General features: G+C 37.6%; 23 protein-coding genes. 7 read left to right on the top strand and 16 right to left on the bottom strand.

Going from position 1 to position 25,417, the window contains the following annotated elements; all coding sequences use genetic code 11:
* The first annotated feature begins 3 nt into the window (after window positions 1–3).
* The 4 genes from ACTWQM_RS14645 (at window position 4) to ACTWQM_RS14630 (ending at window position 5,709) form a co-directional block, all read left to right on the top strand.
* Window positions 4–3,120 (top strand): transglycosylase domain-containing protein, encoded by a 3,117-nt coding sequence (locus ACTWQM_RS14645; RefSeq protein ID WP_443258909.1) that lies wholly within the window; start codon window positions 4–6, stop codon window positions 3,118–3,120.
* A 121-nt stretch (window positions 3,121–3,241) separates the two neighbouring features.
* A complete protein-coding gene (locus tag ACTWQM_RS14640; protein WP_443258908.1) occupies window positions 3,242–3,895 on the top strand; it encodes a GNAT family N-acetyltransferase in 654 nt (217 codons plus the stop codon).
* The gene (locus ACTWQM_RS14635) at window positions 3,896–4,546 is read left to right on the top strand and encodes an acetoin utilization AcuB family protein (RefSeq protein WP_443258907.1); all 651 of its coding nucleotides are present in this window, start codon (window positions 3,896–3,898) and stop codon (window positions 4,544–4,546) included.
* The gene (locus ACTWQM_RS14630) at window positions 4,543–5,709 is read left to right on the top strand and encodes an acetoin utilization protein AcuC (RefSeq protein ID WP_443258906.1); all 1,167 of its coding nucleotides are present in this window, start codon (window positions 4,543–4,545) and stop codon (window positions 5,707–5,709) included. The genes ACTWQM_RS14635 and ACTWQM_RS14630 overlap by 4 nt, the downstream gene beginning before the upstream one ends.
* A 39-nt stretch (window positions 5,710–5,748) precedes the next feature.
* Here ACTWQM_RS14630 and motS read toward each other — a convergent pair whose 3' ends face one another.
* The 4 genes from motS to ACTWQM_RS14610 form a co-directional block, all read right to left on the bottom strand.
* Window positions 5,749–6,531, bottom strand: a complete 783-nt coding sequence (gene motS / locus ACTWQM_RS14625; protein WP_443258905.1) for a flagellar motor protein MotS — start codon at window positions 6,529–6,531, stop codon at window positions 5,749–5,751.
* On the bottom strand, window positions 6,521–7,345 hold the full coding sequence (gene motP, locus ACTWQM_RS14620; RefSeq protein ID WP_443258904.1) for a flagellar motor protein MotP: 825 nt from the start codon (window positions 7,343–7,345) through the stop codon (window positions 6,521–6,523). Before motP ends, motS begins: the two co-directional genes overlap by 11 nt.
* 68 nt (window positions 7,346–7,413) lie before the next feature.
* Window positions 7,414–8,409, bottom strand: a complete 996-nt coding sequence (gene ccpA / locus ACTWQM_RS14615) for a catabolite control protein A (protein WP_443258903.1) — start codon at window positions 8,407–8,409, stop codon at window positions 7,414–7,416.
* A 132-nt stretch (window positions 8,410–8,541) separates the two neighbouring features.
* Entirely contained in the window at window positions 8,542–9,615 is a 1,074-nt protein-coding gene (locus ACTWQM_RS14610) for a bifunctional 3-deoxy-7-phosphoheptulonate synthase/chorismate mutase (RefSeq protein WP_443258902.1), read from the bottom strand.
* 146 nt (window positions 9,616–9,761) lie between these two features.
* Between ACTWQM_RS14610 and ACTWQM_RS14605 the strand changes: the two genes are divergently transcribed.
* Window positions 9,762–11,894 (top strand): cell division protein FtsA, encoded by a 2,133-nt coding sequence (locus ACTWQM_RS14605; RefSeq protein ID WP_443258901.1) that lies wholly within the window; start codon window positions 9,762–9,764, stop codon window positions 11,892–11,894.
* A 395-nt stretch (window positions 11,895–12,289) separates the two neighbouring features.
* On the opposite strand, the gene ACTWQM_RS14600 is transcribed toward ACTWQM_RS14605, so the two are convergent.
* The 9 genes from ACTWQM_RS14600 to ACTWQM_RS14560 all read right to left on the bottom strand — a co-directional run bounded on the left by ACTWQM_RS14600 (window position 12,290) and on the right by ACTWQM_RS14560 (window position 21,526).
* Entirely contained in the window at window positions 12,290–12,712 is a 423-nt protein-coding gene (locus tag ACTWQM_RS14600) for a YtxH domain-containing protein (protein WP_443258900.1), read from the bottom strand.
* A gap of 24 nt (window positions 12,713–12,736) precedes the next feature.
* Entirely contained in the window at window positions 12,737–13,144 is a 408-nt protein-coding gene (locus ACTWQM_RS14595; RefSeq protein WP_443258899.1) for a DUF948 domain-containing protein, read from the bottom strand.
* Between the two features lie 847 nt (window positions 13,145–13,991).
* Entirely contained in the window at window positions 13,992–15,317 is a 1,326-nt protein-coding gene (murC, locus tag ACTWQM_RS14590) for a UDP-N-acetylmuramate--L-alanine ligase (RefSeq protein ID WP_443258898.1), read from the bottom strand.
* Between the two features lie 120 nt (window positions 15,318–15,437).
* Window positions 15,438–16,559: a nicotinate phosphoribosyltransferase gene (locus ACTWQM_RS14585; RefSeq protein WP_443258897.1), complete on the bottom strand. Its 1,122-nt coding sequence runs from the start codon at window positions 16,557–16,559 to the stop codon at window positions 15,438–15,440.
* A gap of 85 nt (window positions 16,560–16,644) precedes the next feature.
* A complete protein-coding gene (locus ACTWQM_RS14580; RefSeq protein WP_443258896.1) occupies window positions 16,645–18,864 on the bottom strand; it encodes a DNA translocase FtsK in 2,220 nt (739 codons plus the stop codon).
* A 199-nt stretch (window positions 18,865–19,063) separates the two neighbouring features.
* Complete coding sequence (ytpR, locus tag ACTWQM_RS14575) at window positions 19,064–19,666, bottom strand: YtpR family tRNA-binding protein (protein WP_443259074.1); 603 nt, start codon at window positions 19,664–19,666, stop codon at window positions 19,064–19,066.
* A 15-nt stretch (window positions 19,667–19,681) separates the two neighbouring features.
* Window positions 19,682–20,488: a DUF1444 domain-containing protein gene (locus ACTWQM_RS14570; protein ID WP_443258895.1), complete on the bottom strand. Its 807-nt coding sequence runs from the start codon at window positions 20,486–20,488 to the stop codon at window positions 19,682–19,684.
* A 25-nt stretch (window positions 20,489–20,513) separates the two neighbouring features.
* Window positions 20,514–20,825 (bottom strand): thioredoxin family protein, encoded by a 312-nt coding sequence (locus tag ACTWQM_RS14565; RefSeq protein ID WP_443258894.1) that lies wholly within the window; start codon window positions 20,823–20,825, stop codon window positions 20,514–20,516.
* A gap of 161 nt (window positions 20,826–20,986) precedes the next feature.
* Entirely contained in the window at window positions 20,987–21,526 is a 540-nt protein-coding gene (locus ACTWQM_RS14560) for a hypothetical protein (protein ID WP_443258893.1), read from the bottom strand.
* A gap of 159 nt (window positions 21,527–21,685) precedes the next feature.
* Here ACTWQM_RS14560 and ACTWQM_RS14555 point away from each other — a divergent pair, with 159 nt between their 5' ends.
* Window positions 21,686–22,126, top strand: a complete 441-nt coding sequence (locus ACTWQM_RS14555; protein ID WP_443258892.1) for a YtoQ family protein — start codon at window positions 21,686–21,688, stop codon at window positions 22,124–22,126.
* A 118-nt stretch (window positions 22,127–22,244) separates the two neighbouring features.
* On the opposite strand, the gene ACTWQM_RS14550 is transcribed toward ACTWQM_RS14555, so the two are convergent.
* Entirely contained in the window at window positions 22,245–22,751 is a 507-nt protein-coding gene (locus tag ACTWQM_RS14550) for a DUF84 family protein (protein WP_443258891.1), read from the bottom strand.
* A gap of 69 nt (window positions 22,752–22,820) precedes the next feature.
* The gene (locus ACTWQM_RS14545; protein ID WP_443258890.1) at window positions 22,821–23,888 is read right to left on the bottom strand and encodes a M42 family metallopeptidase; all 1,068 of its coding nucleotides are present in this window, start codon (window positions 23,886–23,888) and stop codon (window positions 22,821–22,823) included.
* Window positions 23,889–24,076: 188 nt separating this feature from the next.
* On the opposite strand from ACTWQM_RS14545, the gene ACTWQM_RS14540 reads away from it, so the two are divergent.
* Entirely contained in the window at window positions 24,077–24,391 is a 315-nt protein-coding gene (locus tag ACTWQM_RS14540) for a PepSY domain-containing protein (RefSeq protein WP_443258889.1), read from the top strand.
* Window positions 24,392–24,550: 159 nt separating this feature from the next.
* Here the strand turns inward: ACTWQM_RS14540 and ACTWQM_RS14535 are convergent, their stop codons facing one another.
* On the bottom strand, window positions 24,551–25,405 hold the full coding sequence (locus tag ACTWQM_RS14535; protein ID WP_443258888.1) for a YtnP family quorum-quenching lactonase: 855 nt from the start codon (window positions 25,403–25,405) through the stop codon (window positions 24,551–24,553).
* Window positions 25,406–25,417: the final 12 nt, after the last annotated feature.

Here is a 25,417-nt window from a genome sequence, read left to right as displayed (position 1 = left end):
ACTATGGATTATAAACAATTATTTCAAAAATATAAAGAAAAAACAAAGACAATTTGGGGAACTGGGAAAGTCCAAAAATCATCACGTATTACGTATGATGTTTTTTGGAACGTAATTTTATTTTTCGTGATCTTAGGTGCAGTTGGTCTGTTGTTTGCTGGCGGTGTAGGTGCAGGTTACTTTGCTTCACTTGTCAAAGATGAACCGGTACGAAGCTATGCGAGCATGGAAAAGGATATATATAACTATGAGGAGACATCAAAATTATATTTTGCCGGGAATAAATATTTCGGTAACGTCCGCTCTGATATACATAGAGAAGAAGTTAAACTGAAAAATGTTTCAGATACCCTGAAGAATGCTGTAGTTGCAACGGAAGATGAATATTTCAATGATCATAAAGGTATTGTTCCTAAAGCAATTGTCCGTGCACTAGTACAGGAAGCAACAAATGCAGCAGTCAAAACGGGAGGAAGTACGCTAACCCAACAGCTTATAAAAAACCAGATCCTGACGAATGAGGTATCATTTGAGCGTAAAGCAAAGGAAATCCTGTTAGCACTGCGTTTGGAACGCTTTTTTGAAAAAGACCAAATCCTTGAGGCATATTTAAATATTGTCCCATATGGCCGAGATGCTTCAGGTGGGAATATCGCTGGAATTCAAACTGCTGCCCAGGGAATATTTGGGATTGATGCATCTGAGGTTAACCTACCACAGTCAGCCTACCTTGCAGGACTTCCGCAGAGTCCATCAAGGTATACCCCTTTCAAAAACAGCGGTGGTTTAAAAAGTAAAGAAGGAATGCAGCCTGGACTAAATCGGATGAAATCTGTTCTAAACAGAATGTATGAATCAGATACTATTTCAAAAAAGCAATATGAAAAGGCATTAAGTTACGACATTGTAGCTGATTTCATCGAAGAGTCTCAATCGCCAATTGAAAAATATCCATACTTAACCTTTAGTGCTGAAAAACGAGCAAAAGAAAAAATACTAAAACATATTGCTGAAGAAGATGGATATTCAATGGAAGACCTGAACAATGATGAAAAGCTAATGGAAGAATATAAAATATTAGCTGATCGTGCATTACGTAAAAACGGCTACAAAATCCATACAACAGTTGATAAAAAAACACACGATGTATTTAAGAAGGTCATCAAAAAATATGAAACGTATGGTCCGGATTGGACTGGTAAGGTTGTTATAAATAAAGAGACTGGTGAAACTGTAACAAAAACTCAGCCTATTGAGACTGGCGGGATTTTAATTGAAAACAGTACGGGTAGAATTATTAGCTTTGTTGGTGGCCGTGAGTATACTCAAAAAGACCAACTAAATTATGCAACAGATGTAATTCGTTCAAATGGCAGTACCATGAAGCCAATACTCACTTACGCTCCGGCAATGGAAAAAGGAGTTATACAGCCCGGAACACCCGTAGCTGATGTCAAAACAACTTATTCCAGCTCTATGGGGCCATATACACCTGGAAACTATGGAGGCGGCTATCATGGGCTGGTTTCTGCCCGTAAGGCACTTAAAAATTCCTATAACATACCTGCAATCAGAATTTACGACCAAATCAGATCGCAGGATCCTGTCAGCGAATTTTTGAAGCCTATGGGAATAACAACCTTGGGTAAAAATGAATATGCTAACCTCTCTCTGGGAATCGGTGGAACTACTGATGGTGTCTCAGTTGAAGAAAACACAAATGCGTTCAGTACCTTTGGTAACAATGGTAAAGCCGTCGATGCCTACATGATAGAAAAAATAACCACAGCTGATGGTGAGGTAATCTTTGAACATAAAAGTGAACCTGTAGATGTATTCTCACCACAAACAAACTATCTAACTCTTGATATGATGCGTGATGTTATTAGCAGTGGAACGGCAGCATATTTAAATTCTCAGTTGAAATATAATGGAGTAGATTGGGCTGGGAAAACTGGTACATCACAAGACAAAAAAGATACATGGTTTGTTGCAACCAATCCAAATGTCACCTTTGGAACATGGATGGGTTATGAGATTGGAAAATCACTTGAATGCCCAAGCTGCTCATTAGGATACAGTAGCAGAAACGTAAAACTCTGGGCAAAATTGATAAACGCAGCTTCTGATGTCAATCCAGAATTAGTTGCACCTAAAAAGAATTTCCAACGCCCCGGTGGAATTGTGTCACGAAGCTATTGTGCAATATCCGGTATGCTTCCATCAGATTTATGTGAAAAAGCTGGCTTAGTAAAAAGCGACTTGTTTAATGCCAAATATGTGCCTACCGAAGAAGATGACAGTCTTGTAAAAGGAACATATGTGATGGTAGATGGTAAGGCAGTTATAGCTGGTGAAAATACACCCGAAGAATTTACTGAGGGAGACGGAATAACTTTCAATCCGGAATTTCTTAAACGAAAGGGCTATGACAAACTGGATGATTTAACACAACTTTATCCAAGAACTAATCGTGAAAAGTGGGAAAAAATCAGTTTACCAGAGTCTGAAGTTTCTGATGGTACAATAGAAGACGATGGAAAGAAACCTTCTGTTCCTACTTCAGTTGCAGGATCCGGAAATAAGCTAACCTGGAAAAAGTCCAGCAGTAAAGATGTTGTAGGTTATCGCATTTATCGTGCGAATAGTCCTGAAGATAGCTTTAGCCTCGTTGGTAACACAACTGAGAATAGCTTTGGTATTTCCAAAGGCAAGGCTGTTTATCATGTAAAAGCTGTTGATTACTTCGGATTAGAATCATCTGCATCAAAAGAAATTGTTGTTGGTGACTTTTCTGAGCCTGAAGAACCTGAGGAAAAACCTGACAAGGAAGATAAAGCCGTTAAACCTGTTACAAATGTCACAGCGAAACACGAGGGCAAAGAAATCAATGTTTCTTGGAACCACAGTGAGAAAGCAACGTTCGAAATAACGTTAACAGGTGAAAGTTATAATAAAAAAGAAACAACTAAAAAGAAGAGTCAATCATTCCCGGATATTCAACCAAATGGTAAAAAATACACGGGGACAGTAACTGCAATAGTAGATGGGAAACCGAGCAAGCCTGTCTCATTCACTGTCAAAGCTAATACTAAACCAAATGAGGGATCAGGCGAATAACCATCAGACGGCGCTACAAAGGCGCCGTCTGTTTTATTTTGAGTTTTTACTAAAAATGCCATCAATAATACTGTATAATAAATCATATAAAGAATACTTCTTAAAATAAGGCGGTGAAAAAATGAATCATGTTAAAACGTATCATTCAGTCACACGCGAAACTCCAAATGGCTCAGTCATCATCGAAGGACCGCTTTCATCCACAGAATTGAAAAAGTATTATTTTCATGAACAATTGACTGCTTTTCGACCTGCCCCCAAACAATTTGAAGCTGTTTCTAGTATTGCAGACTTTCCAGAGGGACGAATCATCATTGCAAGAACTGAAGACACCATCGTAGGCTATGTAACATACTTACATCCTGATCCACTCGAGCGGTGGTCTGAATTTAATATGGAAGACCTAATTGAGCTTGGTGCAGTTGAAATTATTCCGAACTATCGTGGATCAGGAATTGCCTCAAGTATATTAAAAGTGTCCATAATGGATGATTATATGGAAAATTATATCCTAATATCAACCGAATATTATTGGCATTGGGATCTTAAAGGCACGAGATTGAGTATATGGAATTATCGTAAGGTTATGGAGAAGATGATGGCTGCAGGTGGCCTCCTTCCTGCCCCAACGGATGACCCGGAAATCATATCTCATCCAGCTAATTGTCTAATGGTTCGAATCGGAAAAAATGTGCCGGAAGAATCAGTTAAGCAGTTTGATAAACTCCGATTTTTACAGCGTCACCAATACCGTAATATGAGGGAGGGATTGTAAATGCTTGTAGAAGAAATTATGAAAAGAGATGTCCTGACACTGAGGAAAACTGCATCAATTGCCGAAGCACTAGAATTACTTCATGAAAATCGGATTAGACACATTCCAATCGTTGACGATAACCATTATGTAATTGGAATTGTATCTGATCGGGATGTACGTGATGCGTCACCATCTATTTTAAATAAAGATGCAGACCACAATGAACTTGAAAACGAAATTCAGTCGATTATGACTCAAGATGTCATAACAGTTCATCCACTTGATTTTGTTGAAGAAATTGCAAGAGTTTTTTACGATGAAGAATTCGCGTGCTTACCCGTAGTCAGAGACAATAAATTGGTTGGAATGATCACTGAAAAAGACATGCTTCAAACGTTTATTCAACTTACAGGCACAAACGTTCAAAGCTCACAAATTGAAATAAAAGTTCCCCATAAACCAGGGATATTACCAGAGGTAGCTGCTATTTTTGGTGCTCGCAAAACGAATATTACATCCGTTTTAATATATCCTTATAACGATGATCCGAATTTTAAGATTCTTGTTTTCCGTATTCAGACCATGAATCCTATGCCAGTTGTGCAGGATTTACGTGAGGCTGGCTATGATCTAATGTGGCCAAACAATATCGCGGAGCCAAAAATATGACTTGTAATCCATCTTTTGTCTACTCTAATAAATTTTTAAATTACCAATTTCATTCGGATCATCCATTTAATCAAAAAAGGGTACTATTAGCAAAGGAACTATTAGAAGACATAAACATTTTAACTAATAAAGATATAATTGAACCCCGAAAGGCTACTGAAGAAGAACTTGCACTTTTTCATGACTTATCTTATATCCAAGCTGTTCAAAAAGCGAGTAATGGAGAAATGCCGGAAGATGAAGGGTTGGAATATGGGATTGGAACAGAAGATACGCCAATATTTGATGGTATGCATGACGCATCCAGTTATTTGGTAGGCGGTACCCTAACCGCAATAGATTCCGTGTTACAGGGTAAGTCAGATCATGCTTTAAATCTAGGTGGCGGACTCCATCATGGATTCAAAAGAAAAGCAAGTGGTTTTTGTATTTATAATGACGGTGCAGTGGCTATTAAATACATTCGTGAAAAATATGGTTTGAAGGTATTATACGTAGATACGGATGCACATCACGGAGATGGTGTTCAATGGGCATTCTATGATGATCCGAATGTATGCACTTTTTCTATTCATGAAACAGGCAGATACCTTTTCCCTGGTACTGGAAACGTTAACGAAAGAGGAATTAAAGAAGGTCATGGATATTCTTTTAACATCCCGATTGATGCATTTACAGAAGATGAATCATTTATCAATCTATATGAATCCGCTTTGAGAGAGATTGTTGACTATTTCAAGCCTGATGTCATCCTGACGCAGAATGGTGCAGATGCACACATGTATGATCCACTAACACATTTATGTGCCACGATGGAAACTTTCGAAAGAATTCCTTTATTAGCACATGAGTTAGCACATCAATATTGTAATGGTCGCTGGATTGCATTAGGTGGTGGCGGATATGATATGTGGAGAGTTATTCCCCGTGCATGGGCTCAAATATGGAGCGTGATGAAAACAGGTGACGTTCAAAAAGGTAACTTACCTCCTGTTTGGCAATCTAAGTGGCAAAAGGAATCACCTGTTACATTACCTGAACACTGGCATGATAGTAAAAGTATTGTGCCGACAATTCCACGAAAAGCAGATATTACCGAGAAGAATGAAAAAGTACTTCAAAATGCGTTAAAATACGCAAAAAATATACAAAATAACATATAACAAAGGGAGATGATTTATTACAATCATCTCCCCTTCTATTTATTCTTTATTATTTTCCATAATAACCATCTCAACTCGTCTGTTTTTGCTCCAGTTCATTGCTGAAGTATTAGGCATTATTGGTCTAGTGGCTCCATAACCAACGGCAGTAAAACGTGAATTATCGAAATTATTTTCATTAATTAGGTAGCGGATTACACTACTTGCACGTGCACCGGATAATTCCCAATTTGACGGATACCGAAAATTAGAGATGGGTCGATTATCGGTGTGACCTTCCACTTTTACATGGTTAGGAATATTGGAAAGAAGCTTAGCAATTTTATCTAAAAAAGGTTTCCCCGAATCGACAATTACTGCTTTTCCCGAATCGAACAATATACTTTCCTGCAGAACCAATACCACTCCACGTTCAGTTCTGCTTGCCGAAACAACATTATTTAAACTGTTTTTGTCCAAATATTGCCCAACATCCCCCATCAATTTGTCTAAGGAATCTTCAGTTTCTTCTGCAGGTGTATCATCTCGGTCATTAATATTTTCTAACTGGGTTGGATTTTCAAATTCATTCGAATTCTTACCGCTTTCTTGGTTGCTCGTATTCTCAGTTGGATTTTCCATCGGTACTGGTGATGGGTAAAATTCAAATATCATTCGATTCTTAAACGATTCAGAAATAGCTTCAAATTTCACTAAATCTATTTGTGACATCGAAAATAAAAGTATAAAAAAGACCAGAATAAGCGTTACCATGTCCGAATATGTAACCATCCATTTAGGTGCCCCGGAATTACTCTGTTTTCTTGTACTCCTACGCTTCATTTACGCTCTCACCTGCGTAAGCAGTTTCCTCATCAACTTCATCTTTTTTCTTCGTTTCTTTTGGAAGGAATGCACCTAATTTCTCCTCCAAAATACGTGGGTTTTGCCCTGATTGAACTCCTATGACCCCTTCAATAATAACCTGTTTTATAAACATTTCTTCTTCCGTTTTAGTTTCCAGTTTATTAGCCATCGGAATAAATACAAGGTTAGCCAGTACAGTCCCATAGAGTGTTGTTAAAAGTGCTACCGCCATATTGGGTCCTAAAGTTGTCGGGTCTGTTAAACTATTTAGCATTAGAACCAGTCCTACTAATGTTCCAATCATCCCCCAGGCTGGTGCATATTCCCCCGCTTTTTCAATAATGGCACGACCTTTATAATGCCGATCTTCCATTGCAGTAATTTCTGCATTCAGAATATCATTTATAACCTCTGGCTCAATCCCGTCAACTGCAAGCAGGATACCTTTTTTAATAAATTCATCATCAACTTCATCAAGCTCGTTTTCAAGAGCTAATATACCTTCTCTGCGTGCGCGTTCTGATAAACGTATAAATAACCCTATTAACTCAGGAAGTCGCTGATCGCTTTGATGAAAAACTTCCTTCATAACTTTAGAGGTAAGCTTAATTTGATCCAATTTAAAATTAATAAATAACGACGCAAATAGTCCTCCAATTACGATAAAGATAGAGGCAATGTCAAGAAACGACCCCATCCCCTGCGTGCCACCCTTTGAAAGAATGGCCAGCATGATCATAATGAATCCCAATGTAATACCGACTGGAGTTAGTACATCTCTTTTCCTCATAATCTCGCTCCCTAAAAGCTTGTTCAAAAAAAACTACCCATAACCTGTTGATTATATCGGCATTATATTTATTTTGTTGAAGTTCTTTCCACAATTCGATGTGGTAAAACAACCTTCTTCTCCTCTACTTCTTCTTTATTCATATATTTTGTCAACAAACGCATTGCAACAGCACCAATGTCGTACATAGGCTGGACAATTGTTGAGAGTGTTGGTCGCACCATCGTTGCAAGCCTGGTATTATCAAAACCAAATACTTCTAGGTCTTCCGGCACTTTATACCCTTTGTCTTGTGCTCCATGGATAACTCCTAGTGCCATTTCATCTGAGGCGACAAATACTGCAGTCGGCTTTTCATTTAATGTAAGCAACTGATCAACGGCCTCCAGACCAGAATCATAAGAATAATCTCCTTTTAAGATATATTCATCATCGATGGACCATGATTTTTCCTGAAAGGCACGTACATAGCCCTTGTACTTTTGCTGATTTATAAGTGTATCATCTTGTCCTGAAATAAATGCAATTTTTTCATTCCCTTTACCAATCAAAAAGGACGTTGCTTCAAATGCTGCAGCTTCATAGTCTATATTTACAGATGGAATTCTATTTGATTCATCATAAGTCGCTGCTAATACTACTGGGATTGAAGAGCTTTCAAATTGTTTCACGTGCTCGTCCGTTATGTTCCCACCCATAAATAAAATACCATCTACTTGTTTTTCCAGCATTGTATTTATAAGCTGAAGTTCTTTATCCTTGTTTTGGTCCGAATTGCTTAAAATCATATTATACTTGTACATTGTTGCAATATCCTCTATCCCTCTCGCCAATTCAGCAAAAAAGATACTTGAAATATCCGGGATAATCGTACCTACTGTTGTTGTCTTCTTACTTGCAAGTCCGCGTGCTACAGCATTTGGACGATAACCCAACTGTTCAATAGTTGCCAGAACTTTTTTACGTGTTACAGGCTTAACATTCGGATTCCCATTTACAACTCGTGAAACGGTTGCCATTGATACATTTGCTTCTCTTGCTACATCATATATTGTTATATTCATGCTCTAATGCCTCCTAATATAAATCCCATTACGATCTCTTTTCCATTTATGATACCCCACCATGAAAAAAATTACAAAAAAAACGTCAGCGAAATTTAAGGCTGATCTTCATAAGACCAGCCTTAAAACGAACTATTTACGTGTTGAAAATGATTTCAGTTCTTTCATAAAGTTGTCAAACATTGGAATATCCATTTGTTGGGCTGCATCAGACAGTGCTACCGCTGGGTCCGGGTGTACCTCTGCCATAATCCCATCAGCACCTATTGCCAAAGCTGCTTTTGCTGTCGGGAGTAGTAAATCCCTGCGACCTGTAGAATGCGTTACGTCAACCATAACCGGTAAATGTGTTTCTTGTTTTAAAATCGGTACCGCTGAAATATCCAACGTATTTCTAGTTGCCTTTTCATATGTCCGGATTCCACGCTCACATAATATGATATTGCCGTTACCTCTTGAAATAATATATTCAGCTGCATTAATAAATTCAGAAATAGTCGCTGATAACCCCCGCTTTAACAGAACAGGTTTATCTACATCGCCTGCAGCTTTTAATAATTCAAAGTTTTGCATATTACGTGCGCCAATTTGAATAACATCAATATATTCCATCGCTTCTTCCATATGTGCTGGATTTACAATTTCACTGACCACTGCCAGATCATACTCATCCGCAACTTTCTTCAAAATTTGAAGGCCTTCCAATCCAAGTCCCTGGAAATCATATGGTGATGTTCTAGGCTTAAATGCTCCACCTCTTAATAGTTTAAGTCCTTTGCTTTTCACCGACTTCGCTACTTCAGCTACTTGTTCGTAACTTTCAACCGAACATGGACCCACCACATAATGGGTATTCCCATCACCGACTTTTTCGCCTTTAATATCGATGATTGTATCTTCAGGTTTCTTTTTCCTGGATACAAGTAAAGCTTTTCGATGATCATCTTCCTGCAATTCTAAACTTGCTTTAAATATTTCTTTAAAAATGTGTTCAATCGTGGAATTTTCAAATGGGCCATTATTTCTTTCTGTTAGCTCATCAAGCATTTTCCGTTCTCTTACTGGATCAAACCGTTTGATACTTTGCTTATGCTTGATTTTACCTATCTGTTGTACAATTTTTGCACGGTTCGTGATTAAATCCAATAATTCCGTGTTTACATCATCTAACTGACGACGTAATTCATCCATTTCGTTATGGCTCATATTTAAACCCCTCCTGAACACAGTTTATTATACTTTGAAAGTATGGTACATTTTAATAATTAGAGATAATTATAACTAAAAGTTAGTTCTTTGTCATCAATAATTTCTAACTTTTCCAGTATTTTAAAAGGAAAGGAATAATTAATATGGGTGGGAAGATTTTTGCGCTTGATATTGGAACACGATCGGTCACTGGGATTTTAATAGAAAAACAGAATGATAAGTTTGTGCTAATCGATTATTATATGAAAGAACACGAAGAGAGATCCATGCGTGATGGACAAATACATAATGTGATCGCCGTATCTGAAGTTATTCGGGATGTTAAGAAAAAACTGGAAGCAGAACATGGGAAGTTACATCAAGTGTCTGTCGCAGCTGCAGGTCGCGCACTTAAAACATGTCAGGCTGACGCAACGTTAAAATTAGACCAGCAACCTATCACAGATAGTGATACGATTAAACACTTGGAACTAAGTGCTGTTCAAGCCGCACAATTGAAGCTTGCAGCAATGGATAATAACAATGCATATACGAACTATTATTGTGTGGGTTACTCTGTACTGGAATACAAGCTTGATGATGAACAGATTGGTTCACTTATTGACCAAAGTGGAGACCAGGCAACTGCTGAAATAATTGCTACATTTTTACCAAAAGTGGTGGTTGAATCCCTATTGGCAGCCCTGGGACGAGCTGATCTAGACATGGAAGCATTAACATTAGAACCTATAGCTGCCATCCATGTGTTAATACCTGAATCTATGCGCAGACTTAATGTTGCTTTAATTGATATTGGCGCAGGTACAAGTGATATCGCCATTACGGACAAGGGAACAGTTGTGGCATATGGAATGGTTCCGGTAGCCGGAGACGAAATAACTGAAGCAATCAGTGATCACTATCTATTGGATTTTCCGATGGCCGAACAAACAAAAAAGCACATTGTAAGAAATGGACAAACTACTGTTCAGGATATATTGGGTTTTGAAACTACTATTACATACGAAACATTGGTTAAAGACGTGAAACAGAGTATCGAGAAACTTGCTGATTCCATCTCTACAGAAATTCTTGAATTAAATTCAAAATCACCTAAGGCCATTATGCTTGTTGGAGGCGGAAGCTTAACACCTGACATAACTACTACTCTAGCAAATAAGCTGCAACTCCCTGAAAACCGTGTAGCAATAAGGGGGATTGATGCAATACAAAATCTTGTAAAAACAGAAAATTTACCACCAGGTCCAGACTTTGTAACACCTATTGGAATTGCCATCGCTGCAAAACAAAACCCAGTCCACTATATTACTGTGACAATAAATGAACACACAGTCAGAATGTTTGAGATGAAGCAATTAACCATTGGAGACTGCCTTGTACAGGCAGGATTGGACATTAAAAAACTATATGGAAAACCCGGAATAGCTTCAATTGTTACTGTTAACGGAAAGGAAATAACCTTGCCCGGTGGATATGGGAGGCCCCCTGTCATCATTTTAAACGGACATGAAGCACAAGTTGATGATGTTATTCATAACGGTGATGAAATAATAACTTCAAAAGGAGAAGACGGAAAAGAACCACAAATTACAATTGAACAGCTTATCGGAGAGGGTGTATTTTTCTTTATTAATTTTAATAAAAGAAGCTGCAAACTTGAAAACACATTTTTTGTAAATGATCAGATGAAACCAAAGAGCTATATTATTCAGGATAATGACAGAATTGTAATGCAGCACCCGAACACGATTGAAGACTTTTTAGCAACCGAAAGTACTGAAAAAATTCAATATACACAGACATTTTCAGTTTTTGTAAACAACAGAAAAGTGATCATTGACAAAGGTGAATCACATATTTACTTAAATGATAGAAAAGTAAGTCGCACACAGGCCTTAAAACAAAATGATCACCTCACCATTACAACAGCTAAACACCCTGTGGTGAATGATTTATTACAACAACTAAATAGACAATATTGGAATACAATTGATGTAACATTTAACGGAAAACCAGTCTTAATCAGACAGCAGCAAATAACAGTTCTGCGTAATCAATTAGAACTGGATTTAGACAAAGAGTTACGAATGAATGACCACTTGGAAATAAAGGATAGAGTACAGCAAAGGTTTATTTTCCAGGATGTGTTTCGATACGTCGATATAGATATGGCTAATGCTACTGGCCATTTTCAGCTATATAATAACAATCAGCCAACAACATTCTATGAATCTATTCAACATGGTGACAAACTTCAAATAGTTTGGAAAACTTAGATAACGTGGCTTGAGACGAAAGGGAGTCTAAGCGTGTTTTCTCAGGGCCCCTTATGCTTTAGAAAACTTCTCGATTTAGCTAAGACTTTATAGCTAGCTTGAGGTTGGCTACATATTGCGAAGGCAGGGCGATTCTTTATCATCAATAAAATGCTTAACGAGAGGGGACACAGGAGTCGCTATTTCTACCCAGACACAGAAGCCCTTTATTTACGTACATCATGGTTGTTAGTGGGCTTTTGTATCAAAATACACTGGTCCGCAAACCTTAAATTTGCTGTATGAAACCTCTTTATTTCGATTACAAGTTCATTTTCATGATAGATGGCAACTGCGCATTCTGCAGCTGTATTAAAAAAAGCTAGTGGATTACACTAGCTTTTCCTGTGGATTATTTATTTGGATTCAACTTCTTCAGTTGCTTCCTCTATCGCTTCTGCAACTTCTTCTGCCGCTTCTTCAGCTTCCTCTTCATCGCTTGTTCTATCTTTCCACTTATCCTGAACATTCTTTGTTATTTCCTGTGTTTTCTGTGTTAGCTTGGATTTAGAATCCGATGCTTTTGTACGTAAGTCAGAACCTTTCACATATGCTTTATCTTTCCATTCTGACCCTTTTTCAGAAGCAACATCTTTCCATTCATAGGCACGGCCTTTTAGTTCCGTTGCACCCTCATTAATATTTCCTCTTAACTCTTTACCAGACTTTGGTGCTAAAAGTAAAGCTGCTGAAGCTCCTACTATTCCACCAATAAATGTTCCAATCATAAAATCTTTACTGTTGATGTTATTGCTGTTGTTATTGTTGTTATCTTCCATGATTATTCCTCCTAAAATTTTTCTTTATTTGTTCTTTTTCTTTTTCCAAAAGTCAATTACTGTGTTTCCCCATTTCATTGCCTGTGAAGCCTTCTCCTGATTCTGTGAAGCAGTATCCGAGATGCTATTAGATAACTTGCGTAACGATCCATTGAAATCCCTAACTGTCTCTCCAACACCTTTTACGCCGTCAAATAAACTATTTAACTTTGTTGACTTCTGATTAACATCCTCAGCTAGCTTATTCGTTTTATTTAACAGCTCGGTTGTTTCAGTAGTAATTCCCTGCATTTGTTCTTCCAAGCTTCCTAGTGTATCTGTAACGTTATTTAACGTTCGCTGTGTAGCCTTTAAGGTCATTGCTAGATAGATTACAAGCACTACAAAAGCTACTGCGACTATAACTGCAGCAATGTACAATAAATTCTCCATATGGGTTGTCAACTCCTTCGATTATATAGACTTCAATAACAGTGATTCGGAGAGTATACATTAGTATAAAAGCAACACAAAAATAAGAAGTTTCTTCTTAGAATAATACCCTAATTCATTTCACTTAAACATATTCTAAAAAACTTAGCTTTATTAATGTCTCAACACAATATCCCCTTACTATTCACTATAAAGGTTTCTAGTTAGTATTTCGACAAATATGCCATATAACCCTTTATTTTTTGAAAGAAAATATGACTTTTCACGGTCAATAGCAAGATCTTCTTTTTACTTTCACTTAACTCCTAAAGATTCTAGCTTTTCAAAAGGCATAAAATTAGACTCTTTTCGTAAATTTTGACTTGTTTAAAATTTGGTAGCATGCATATCACCCGTTTTAACGGAATGAGGACCCACATCGATTATTTGGCGGATCCTCATTCCGTTATTTCTCATTTTCGCCTCAAATTTGGCTGATTTTCTGCTATTAACGGAATGAGGTTCCGTCTCATCCTTCTCGGAGTGCCTTTTTTGCTATTTAGCGGAATGAGGATTCATTCGATTGCTTGGGGATCCTCAGTTCGAATGGCAATACGTCATCTACTTGTTTCAAAATCCTGTCAGTTTAAGCACGCTATTAGTCCAGCTATGTTCCCCCCTAAAACCAGTAGCCATGAAAGCCAAGACAAGGAGGCTCAGCCAAGCCCGCAAAAAGCGAAGCGTATTTGCCCAGCATCAGTGTCATAGCACTCAAGTATTTACCCATTTAACTCGACTACGTTAAAGAAACAGTCATTTATGAAATTAGCATAAAAAAAAGAGCCTAAAATTTATGGCTCAGAGTCATCTACGCTTTTTTTAATTTAACATTATTTGTATTCGCCAATTGTTCTTCATAAGATTCCTGGAATTTCTGAATATCTCCAGCACCCATGAAAATCAGTACACTTTCAGCATCATTCATTAGAATATCCGTATGTGAAATATCTAAGACAGTACTACCATCCACCAGTTCTTGCAAATCGTGTATGGTCAATTTTCCACTATCTTCTCTAGCTGAACCAAAGATATCACACAAATAAACGTTATCAGCCAGCCTTAAGCTATCAGCAAATTCTTGTAAGAATGTTTTAGTTCGAGTAAAAGTGTGTGGCTGAAATACCGCGACAATAGACTTATTTGGGTACTTTTTACGAGCTGAATCAATTGTTGCTGTAATCTCTTTTGGATGATGTGCGTAATCATCAATTAAAATCTGATTTCCAACTTTTTTCTCGGTAAACCTGCGTTTAACACCTTGAAACGTGCTAATAGTCTTAATATCCTTCGCTTTCATATCCTCGTAATGGCAAATGGCAATTATAGATAAAGCATTTAGAATATTATGATCACCGAACATTGGAATTTCAAATGTTTCATAATACGTATTACGTACAAACACATCAAACTCAGTACCGTTCTCTGTTTCCTTTACATTCTGTGCCTGAAAATCATTCGTACTGGAGAAGCCATAATACATAACCGGAACTTTTGCTTGAATTTGCTGCAGTTGCTCATCATCACCACAAGCAATAATTCCTTTTTTCACTTGATCAGCCATCGATTGAAATGCATCAAAAACATCGTCAACACTCGTAAAATAATCTGGGTGATCGAAGTCAATATTCGTCATAATTGCATAATCAGGTTCATAACGTAAAAAATGACGGCGATATTCACACGCCTCAAACACAAAATATTCACTGTCTACATGGCCTTTTCCTGTCCCATCGCCTATTAGATATGAAATAGGATACGTCTCATCAAGTACATGAGCTAACAGACCAGTAGTAGAAGTTTTTCCGTGAGCACCAGTTACAGCGATACTTGTATATTGTTTTAACCATTCTCCTAAAAATTCATGGTATCTATAAAAAGTAAGTCCTAATCTTTTTGCTTCTTTGATCTCTACATGATCATCCGAAAAAGCATTGCCCGCTATTATGGTGTTGCCTTCTTCGATGTTACTTTCTGAGAAAGGGTAGATTGGAATGTTTTTATTCTCTAATGCTTCTTGCGTAAAAAAACGCTTTTCTACATCAGATCCTTGCACTTTTTCACCAGAATCATGAAGGATATGTGCAAGTGCACTCATTCCGGTCCCCTTTATACCAATAAAATGGTAAGTTGTCATAAAAAAGAACCTCCAGATATATGTGTACAAACAGCTATCTAAAATTTTCATCTTACAGGAATCTTGACAGCTATTTAATCATTATAGCAAATGTTTACGAAGAGTGAAATAAATTATTACTTATTCTTTGTTTTGCATATTATATTCCACTGATTCAAGTCGGGAATTCGGTCGATAACGTCTCCCCTCTTTTGCCTCCTGAGTACCGTTTAACAACACATTATCACCTGTAAAACCAATATTAATTTTTAGTAGACTTCCTCCAACCCCATACATATCAATCGGAACGCCCAGGGTTTCGAAATGACTAATTCTCTTTTCAGTAAAGCCGCCGCTGGCCATTATGTTAACATGTGAAAAGCCCTCTTCATTAAGTGCTTTTCGAAGTGCAAAAATTAATTCAGGATTCACGCCTCGCGGATCAAAAGTACCCATTAAATGATGATTACGTAAAAAGTACTTATCGACAAGTGTTCTGGATGTATCAAGACGAACACCTTTTAAATCGTTGCCAAAAGCTTTAGCAACTTTTAGTGAATCGGTAATTACATCATTATTATAATCAACTAGAGCCACAAGATCATCTTCTGGAAACATTTCAATATACGCACGTGATGCTGCAACTACATCACCGCGGAACATTTGAATCATGGCATGTGGCATGGTTCCCATCCCCTCTTTACCCCACCATTCATTCATCGCATGTGTTGCTTGTGCTGTAGAACCTCCAATAAATGCTGCATAGCCGTCACCAGCTTGCTGGGTAAAGTGATCATCACGATCTCCCATAAAGATAATCGGTTTTTGATTTCCAGAAGTTCGGCCTGCTTTTACAACATTATATACATTTGTAGCTACCGATGTTCTTCTCGCTAAAATACCATCAATAATACCTTCAAGAAAGCCAAACTGCTGATATGCACCGGTGATAGTGAGAACAGTTTCATAGGGACTGATCTTATCCCCATCTTTTAATGAATGAATCTCCAGTGTCTCTGGATCATCTGCAAACGTATGAACTAAGGCAATTGCTTCATCAGTGCCACATAGAACAGCATTACTGCTTTTCTGAAAAAATTGCATTGTGACACGATTATATGGAAGTTTCTTTTCTGCCATTTCTTTCGTTTTCAAAAAGTAAACCGCTGAAAACCAACCCTCTTTGATCCGTTCATCAAACTTAAATGTTTTGTTTGTTAAACGTTTAATATCCCCGTTCAGTTTCTGTGAAATTTCCTTCATAACGGCTTCCCCTCGTATTCATAATAAAGTTTGGTAATTGTATTCTCTACTATCATATAAAAACAACTGCAACTAAACAAGTGCTTTAATTCTCCGATTGTACGCCAGATAATAAGATTTCACGTGGTTTGCTACCATTTTGGCCACCAATTATTCCACTGCTTTCCATAGAGTCCATTAACCGTGCTGCCCGATTATATCCAATTTTAAAATGACGTTGTAATAATGATGTACTCGCACTATTCTGCTTCACAACAAAGTCAACAGCATCATGAAGCAGTTCATCTTCGTGATCATCCGTTACAAGCTGCTCCAGCAACTGTTCCTGCTCAAATTCATAACTCGGCTCGGCTATCTGACGTACATGATCTGTAACACGTTCGATCTCCTCGTCTGATACAAAGGCACCTTGCAGACGAAGGCTTTTACCAGCACCATTTTCGACAAACAGCATATCACCTTTTCCTAAAAGCTTCTCTGCACCACTCGTATCCATTATTGTTCTGGAATCTACCTGAGAGGATACACTAAATGCTATTCTTGTCGGTATATTTGCCTTTATTAACCCAGTTATAACATCAACTGAAGGTCTTTGTGTTGCAAGAAGCAGGTGGATTCCACATGCGCGTGCCTTTTGCGCAATTCGACAGATCGCATCCTCTACATCCTGCGGTGATACCATCATTAAATCTGCTAACTCGTCTATTACGATTACAATAAATGGCATTTTCTCTTCCGGGCGATTTTGCTTAACCATTTTCTGATTGAAACGCTCTACATCCCGAACACCTTCTTGAACAAATCTGTCGTACCGATCCTCCATCTCATTCACAGCCCATTTCAGAGCCACTGTAGCAGCTTTAACATCCGTAATAACTGGTGAAATAAGATGTGGTATCCCGTTGTATGGTGCCAGTTCAACCATTTTAGGATCTATCAGCAAAAACTTTACATCCTGGTAATTTGCTTTGTAAAGGAGACTGATTAAAATGGTATTAATACATACACTTTTTCCTGACCCTGTTGCCCCTGCAATTAAGCCGTGGGGCATTTTTTGTATATTGGTGATCAAGGGACTCCCTTCAATGCTTAGTCCCAATCCAATTGTTAATGGTGACTCGCCTTTTTGAAAGTTATCTGTCTCAAAAATCTCTTGTAAACCAACAATTTGAGGCTTTGGGTTAGGGATTTCAATTCCAATTGTATTTTTGCCTGGTATTGGTGCTTCAATTCGGATATCTCTTGCAGCCATATTCAATTTTATATCATCACTCAAATTCTTAACTTTACTTACTTTGACACCCAGTTCCGGCTGCACTTCAAACCTGGTTACGGACGGACCTTGCGTTGCTTTAACAACTTTCGCCCGAACATTAAAATGCTTTAGCGTTTTTTCCAAGAGTTCCTGTTGGCTATTCATCCAAGCCTGGTCCTGATCACTCTTATGAATTGGATCGTTTAATAAATGGTATGGAACTGTATTGTCATGAACTGCAGCTGCAGTTTTATTGCTGGATTCATTATTAATGCTCCGTTTATTTAATTGTCTTTGTTTATCATTTGCTGACATCATCACATTAAACGGTGGTGGACTCGGTTTATTTTGAGTCTCTTTTTTATGCTTGGAATGTCTCCGTTTGGTTTGTTTGTCAGGTCGTTGCTGTTGTGTTTGTTGAGTTCTAACCTCTTCTGGCTGTTGTGTTTGTTGAGTTCCAACCTCTTCTGGCTCACTGGCATCCTCTGAGTCAGGCCTTGACGCAGGCTTTGAGACGGACTCTTGAACCCCTGCATGTTCTTCACTTTCTTTGTTTTCCAACGGATTTGCTTCACTTACATATGTATCTTTAGCAAATGGTTCATCATCTTGCGTCATACTAGATTCAGAATCATCAGCTTGCTTTCGTTTGTATGCAGGGACATCCTCTATCTTCTTATCCTTATTCCGATGCTGAAATCCATGTATCGGCGAAGGGACCTGACTTAGTTCAAACGGTGCTCCCGATTCAGGCTTGTTTATCTTCTTATTCCGTTCAGGCATCGGACTTTGCTGGTCAGGCTTACTTGGAGTGGTATTTCTTGTTCTGTTTCTTTTCCGTTCAAATGCCGGTGTCTCTACTTCATTTTTTTCCTTGGGGTTATCAGGGATAACGGGAAACCGAAATGAATTGTTAGAAGGATATTGGTACATCATTTTGGTTTGAACATCCTGTTTACGGTGATTTCGGTTTTTCGGTGACTGATTTTTTTCTTCCTCTGTTTCCACAAAGAGAAAATTGGTGATTTTCTTTTTCCAACGATCCCACATATAATTTCACTCATTTCCGTAAAAATTAACACTATAATTTATTCTATCAGTTTTTGTGTAAAATTGAAGCTTTAAAATTTGGCTTTTCGCCAAGATCTAATGGCGAAGTCCAAAATTGCACATGTGCAGTAAGAAGTATTTATATTTTGTTAATTGCCGAAAAAAACAACCCTTGTCAATCGACTTAGGTTGCCCTTTTTTAAAATATAAACGGTTCGCCTCGTTCATAGGTATCTTGTAGAACATAAATTCCTTTCTCTAAAGGTGCATCGGGCAAGCCTAATTCTTTCTGTGAGCATATCATACCATTCGATGGGACCCCACGTAATTCTGTCGGTTTTATCTTTAATCCGCTTGGCATAATTGCTCCGACTTTTGCTACGACAACTTTTTGGTCTTCATCAATATTTGGTGCACCGCATACAATCTGCAGCATTTCATTCCCTACATCAACCTGACAAACACTCAATTTATCAGCATCCTCATGTGGGGATTTATTTTTAACATAGCCTACAACAAATTTAGGACTCAAATCAAACTCAAGTGAATCAGCCAGATTATTTTTATTGAACAATTGTTTTAACTGATTTAATAGTTCTTTCGTCATTGTTGTTTTTCCAGTACTTTCTAACTCAAAATGCTTCGATGCCTGGAAAATATTATAGCCAATAACTTTTCCGTTTTCATCTGTAATTCTTGTGATATCACCAATAGTATCATGCTTAACCTTGTAGCGGTTCCCATCTCCTAATGGAACAATTAAAACATCTCCAACACCCTTTGGATTATAAAACACATCCATCTGACTCATTCCTTTCTACTTCTGTTCTGGTCGATTTTTTGCCATAATAAACACTGGTTCCAACGTTTTATCTTCATATATGAATGGCAATGATGTTATTGGAATACTTCCTTCTGCAAAGAACTTCATTGTCATTTGTGCTAATATATCATAACCTGTTTTATTTTGTATGTCAGCAAAAATCAATACATCCTGATGTGGTACAGCTACAGCCAGCTGTCCTTTACTATTTGCGAGCATTTCTTCCAAAAACGCTTCATTCAGAATTCTGCTTGCATCATAACCATCCTGTTTAGCAACGAAATAAAAATCATTTTCAGCTACTGTATCTTTCTTAAAATCATTGGATAGTGATCTAATATTAAATGTTGCAATTTCATCAATTCTATCGTAAGTCCACCCCTCTTTTTCGAGCATCGGTTCATCAATTAACCGATAGGATTTACCTAAATCCAGTGCATAATATACACGAGTCTCTGCAGTATGTTCCTTAGATACCAGTGTAGTGCCCGCGTTTGTTTCTGTTGCGAATGATGTTGCACGTATGACAGGATAAATATTTTTCTCCATCCCAGTCAAAGTATGTTCTTCATTCATAATTCGTAATGCTTCCAGTACATGTTCCTCCAGTTCGTCTATAGCTGGTTCGCCCCGATTATTATATTTCGATATAACATTCGGTAGTGTAATGGTCATTCCTTGCTTGGATTCCTTCCACTCTATCCGATAGGAATCTTCGTCCCTCTTATATGATGTATTAAATTCGGGATTGGAAAACCTTTCATCAAGTATTTTTTTCATTTTAAGACTAGTCATTTTCATCGTAGTGCAACTCTCCTTTTAAACCTTATAATCCTTTGATAAACTCAAGAATTTCGTCCTTTGTTTTACGGTCTTTACTAACAAATCTACCAGATTCTTTACCATCTTTAAACGCAATAAAACTTGGTATTCCAAAAACATCATATTGCTGGCAAATCTCAATAAACTGGTCTCGATCAACCAGAATAAATGTATATTCCGGAAAATCCTGTTCAATTTCTGGCAGGACTGGTTCAATTACCCGGCAGTCCGGACACCAATCAGCAGAAAATAGTGCAATAATATTCTCTTTATTTATTAGATCATTAAATTCACTAATCGTTTCTAATGTTTTCATAGTTATCAGCCTCCATTCTTATCATATCTTTGTTTCTACTGTGATTCAATTAACTTGACTGAAATTCCCACTCTGTATTTAATGATGTATAACTTTTGCTTAAAGAAAAGAGTCAGTCAATGAAATATTTCATTTGGCTGACTCTTTTTATTGTCCAGATCCTATTTTTGAACAGTGCTTGTCTGCTGAACTGCTATGGATTCAGCGATTTTCATAAGTTCTTCTGAATCATTGCTTAAATCTCCCCTGGAGGTATAAGTGGTAATTTTCGCACCACCGACACCTATTTGTAATTCATAATCGTCTTCACTATGAGGAAGTATTCGAATATAGCCGAACTTATTCTGATCTTCAAATGTTTCCAAAAGCAATGCTTCACCACTTTTTGATGCTGCCGATTTATAGCTTAGCTTACTTAGTGGGTCCTCCAGATTATTATAAAAAACAATGTATGTTTGGTCACCATCTTTTAAAATAACGTTACTTTTATCTTTTTCTTCTACTTCCAGACTATTTGGTAAATACATTGAAAATGAATCCAGTTTATGGTTCGTTTCAATTTTTTCATCCGAATTGAATATTTTTTTGGCAGATTCCTTGGCATCCTTAATTGCCTCTTCTTCTGTTTGCATACTGCACCCAGTTAGCGCGACAAGGAAGAGTAAAGTAACTATTGTGATATTCCATATTAATTTTCGCAATGTTTTTCCCCCTGGATCTAGTACTTTTTACCTCTTTTTATAATACTACGAATTTATTAAATTTCAAGGTAATTATTTTCCAGTAAGCACTTTATTTGCGTTGTCTAAAAAAACAGATAATATAGTATTGAGGTAATAAATAGATTTGGAGGGATAATAATGGATCTAACTGTATACTTAGCAGGTCAGATTCACGATGACTGGCGCGAAACAGTAAAATTAAAAGCTAAGGAAAATAATCTTCCACTTACATTTGTTGGACCACAAACAAATCATGAACGTTCAGACAATGTGGGGGAAGACATAATTGGTAAGCAACCAGCAAAAATTCATACAGATGATGCAGCATCAAGTATTAACAATTTCCGAACACAGGTTTTGTTGAATAAATCTGATGTTGTTATCGCATTGTTTGGTGAAAAGTATAAACAATGGAATACAGCGATGGATGCGAGTGCAGCAATATCAATGGGCAAACCAACAATAATTATTAGGCCGGAATCCCTAGTGCATCCATTAAAAGAACTTTCCAACAAGGCCAACGTAACTGTCGAGACAGTCGACCAAGCTTTGGAAGTACTCCAATATATTTATGAGTAGGATTAGTAATTACTAAGTTAAAACCATATGGAGCATTGAATTGCAGAGCAATTCGGTGCTCCATTTTCATTTCACAAATGTACTGCTGGTTGGATGGGACATGGCGCTTTCGCGGACATTATTTTTTCATCGCGTATTCCCATTGGCCGTATAATAACTTAACAACATGAACAAACATTTCTTTTCGGGAGATATGTTCATTTGTAAATATACCGATCGCACCTTCATTTTTTCGGACATCTTTGCGCTTGGCGTATGCGTCCATTATATCTCCAAGTTCAGCACCACCCTGAAGCATGTCATTAAATTCCCCGGGCAATAATACCCGAGCACCACTTGCTGTAAAAACCTCATTTTCCCTTGTTACTAATGCCCCCCAATTACATAAATAAAGGTGATCAGATACTTGCATAACACCACCTTCTAAACCAATTCCAATATCGCACGCAGTAGTTTCCAAGCATTGCATTGCACGATTTATAGCACCCTCCCTTGTTTCAGAGTCCGAGAGTGGCTGCGCGCTAACCTTTGAAGGTACATCCTGCCCAGTAACGATTTCCGTTAAAAAGATTTCCTTAACTGCCTTGATCTTTGTAGGATTCTTTGATCCAATAACCACTTCCATTTATAACACCTCACGATTTTCCAAAATAGAATCTGCAATCAAATGTGACAGCAGATCCCTTATTAAAAATTAATTAGCTTTTTGGATTGTCTCTACTGTATTCTTATCAGTATCTTTAACGAGTTTGACAATTAACTCTTTTGCGGCCTGATAATCATCCACATGGATCATGGAAGCGGATGTATGAATATAGCGGGAGCAAATTCCAACAACTGCCGATGGTACACCGTCATTTGATAAATGAACACGGCCTGCATCAGTTCCACCTTGAGAAACGAAATACTGGTAAGGAATATTATTAGATTCTGCTGTATCCAAAATAAATTCCCGCATACCACGATGGGTTATCATGGTACGGTCAAATATGCGAAGCAAAGCACCTTTGCCCAATTGACCAAATTCTTTATCATCACCTGACATATCATTAGCTGGTGATGCATCAAGCGCATAAAAAATGTCTGGCTTAATCATATTTGCTGCTACCTGTGCACCACGCAGACCTACTTCTTCCTGGACAGTTGCACCCGAGAACAATTGATTCGGAAGTTTCTCATCTTTTAGTTCTTTTAGTAATTCAACAGAAAGACCACAGCCATAACGGTTATCCCACGCCTTAGCAAGGATTTTTTTTTCATTGGCCATAGGTGTAAATGGGCAAATTGGTACAATAGGCTGTCCAGGTTTAATGCCGATTTTTTCAGCATCCTCTTGGTCATCTGCACCAATATCGATAAGCATGTTACTGATCTCCATTGGTTTTTTCCGTTGATCCGGCGTTAAATTGTGAGGAGGGGTTGATCCAATAACGCCAGTTACAGGTCCACTCTCTGTCATAACCTGAACACGTTGGGCTAATAGCACCTGACTCCACCAGCCACCAAGCGTTTGAAAGCGAATCATACCATTCTTGGTAACTTGTGTGACCATAAAACCAACTTCGTCCATGTGGCCTGCTACCATAACACGAGGGCCATCACCGTTTTTCACTCCAAAAACACCACCCAGATTATCCTGGATTATTTCATCAGAATATTTTCCGAGCTCTTCTTTCATAAACTTACGGACTAAGTGCTCATTACCAGGGGCTCCCTGTAATTCTGTGAGTGTTCTAAATAATTCTGTTGTTTCCTGATTCATCTGTATTCCTCCATCTGAATTTATTTTTTATGTAATGTTTTAAAATAAGTATAACGGAAAACGACTCCTTCTTTCCACCAATCAACTAGATTTGTGTATTAGTTTCTATTTTAATTTATTTAAGTTATACTTATTATTAAATTAGACTCCAATTACTAAAGAAATTTATTTTAAGAGGTGAAGATAAAATGAATGTAAAAAAAGCAGCTCTTGCAGCAGGTTTGGGTGTTGCAGTAGGATATCTCGCAAAACAGCAAGTTGACCAATACCAGAAGATAACCCCTGAGAAAGCCTTGAAACAAGCAAAAGAAACATTTAAAAAACAGGGTCCTATAAGTGGCTCATGGATTTATATGAAACCAGAGGAAGTCGAGAAAAACGGTCTATTGTATAATGCCTACCGTGGTGGGGTTACCCGAAACATTGATAGTGAAAATAAACAATATGAATTTTATGTAGATGTAGAAACAGGTGCTGTAATTGGCGCCGTGCAAACATCATAATAAATAAAAAAGCCATCTTCTGACAGATGGCCTTTTTATAATTATTTATGGCTCTTAAATTTTGTAACTCTTTAACCACCACAGTTGATATAAACTGTGACGTAACACTATTGTGATTTACTTCCATCCTTTAAGGTAAGTGTTAATTAGAAAACAGCCTTATTTATAGTCATATCGCGTCCGTTCAATTTCATCAATTCTTTTTCCTGATTCATCAAACCTAATTGCACGTAAATAAGCATCATGATAAAACGTATACCACGCTTTTTTCTGATAACCAAATTCCATCCATCTTTCTTTCTGATGTACTGAAGTTACCGGGTAATCATCATATGCAAGAGCCCATAATTTATTCTGATGCGCATGGGTTGGCATTATGTCAGCCATATGAATAAATACCTCATCACCATCCTCAAAAACCAAAATACAATGTCCATCACTATGTCCACCTGTATGAATCATCTTCAGCCCGTCAGCTATCGAAATTTCATTTTCAAACGGCTGTACTTGGTCCTGGATTGGTTTCCAATTTTCTTCCCAATATGTATTTATAGACCGGATATTTGGGTTTCGCATTTCATTCCATTCCACTGCCGACACATGAATAGTCGCGTTTTCAAATACAGGATGATATGTATCATCTGCTTTTCTGGTTAGTCCACATGCGTGATCAAAATGTAAGTGCGTCATTAACATTGCATCAATATCCTTAACTGTTAACCCCAGTTCCGCGAGTGATTGATCGATAGATGATTGCTCCAGAACTCCAAAATTACGTAATTGTTTATCCGTTAATTTTCCATTTCCCATACCAGAATCTATTAAGTAGTTCTTTCCATCTACTTGAAGCAATATCGGATCCGTTCTCAATTCTATTTGGTTTTTTTCATTTGGTGGATATTTCTTACTCCACAATGCCTTTGGAACAACACCAAACATAGCACCTCCATCCAGGAAGTTCACGCCGCCATTTAGCCAAGTCAGTTTTGCTCGTCCAATTTGAAGTGTTTCCATTATTCAGCCTCC

This window comes from Virgibacillus sp. L01, assembly GCF_052246775.1.
Taxonomy (GTDB): Bacteria; Bacillota; Bacilli; order Bacillales; family Amphibacillaceae; genus Lentibacillus.
This window is presented reverse-complemented; position numbering and strand designations above follow the sequence as displayed.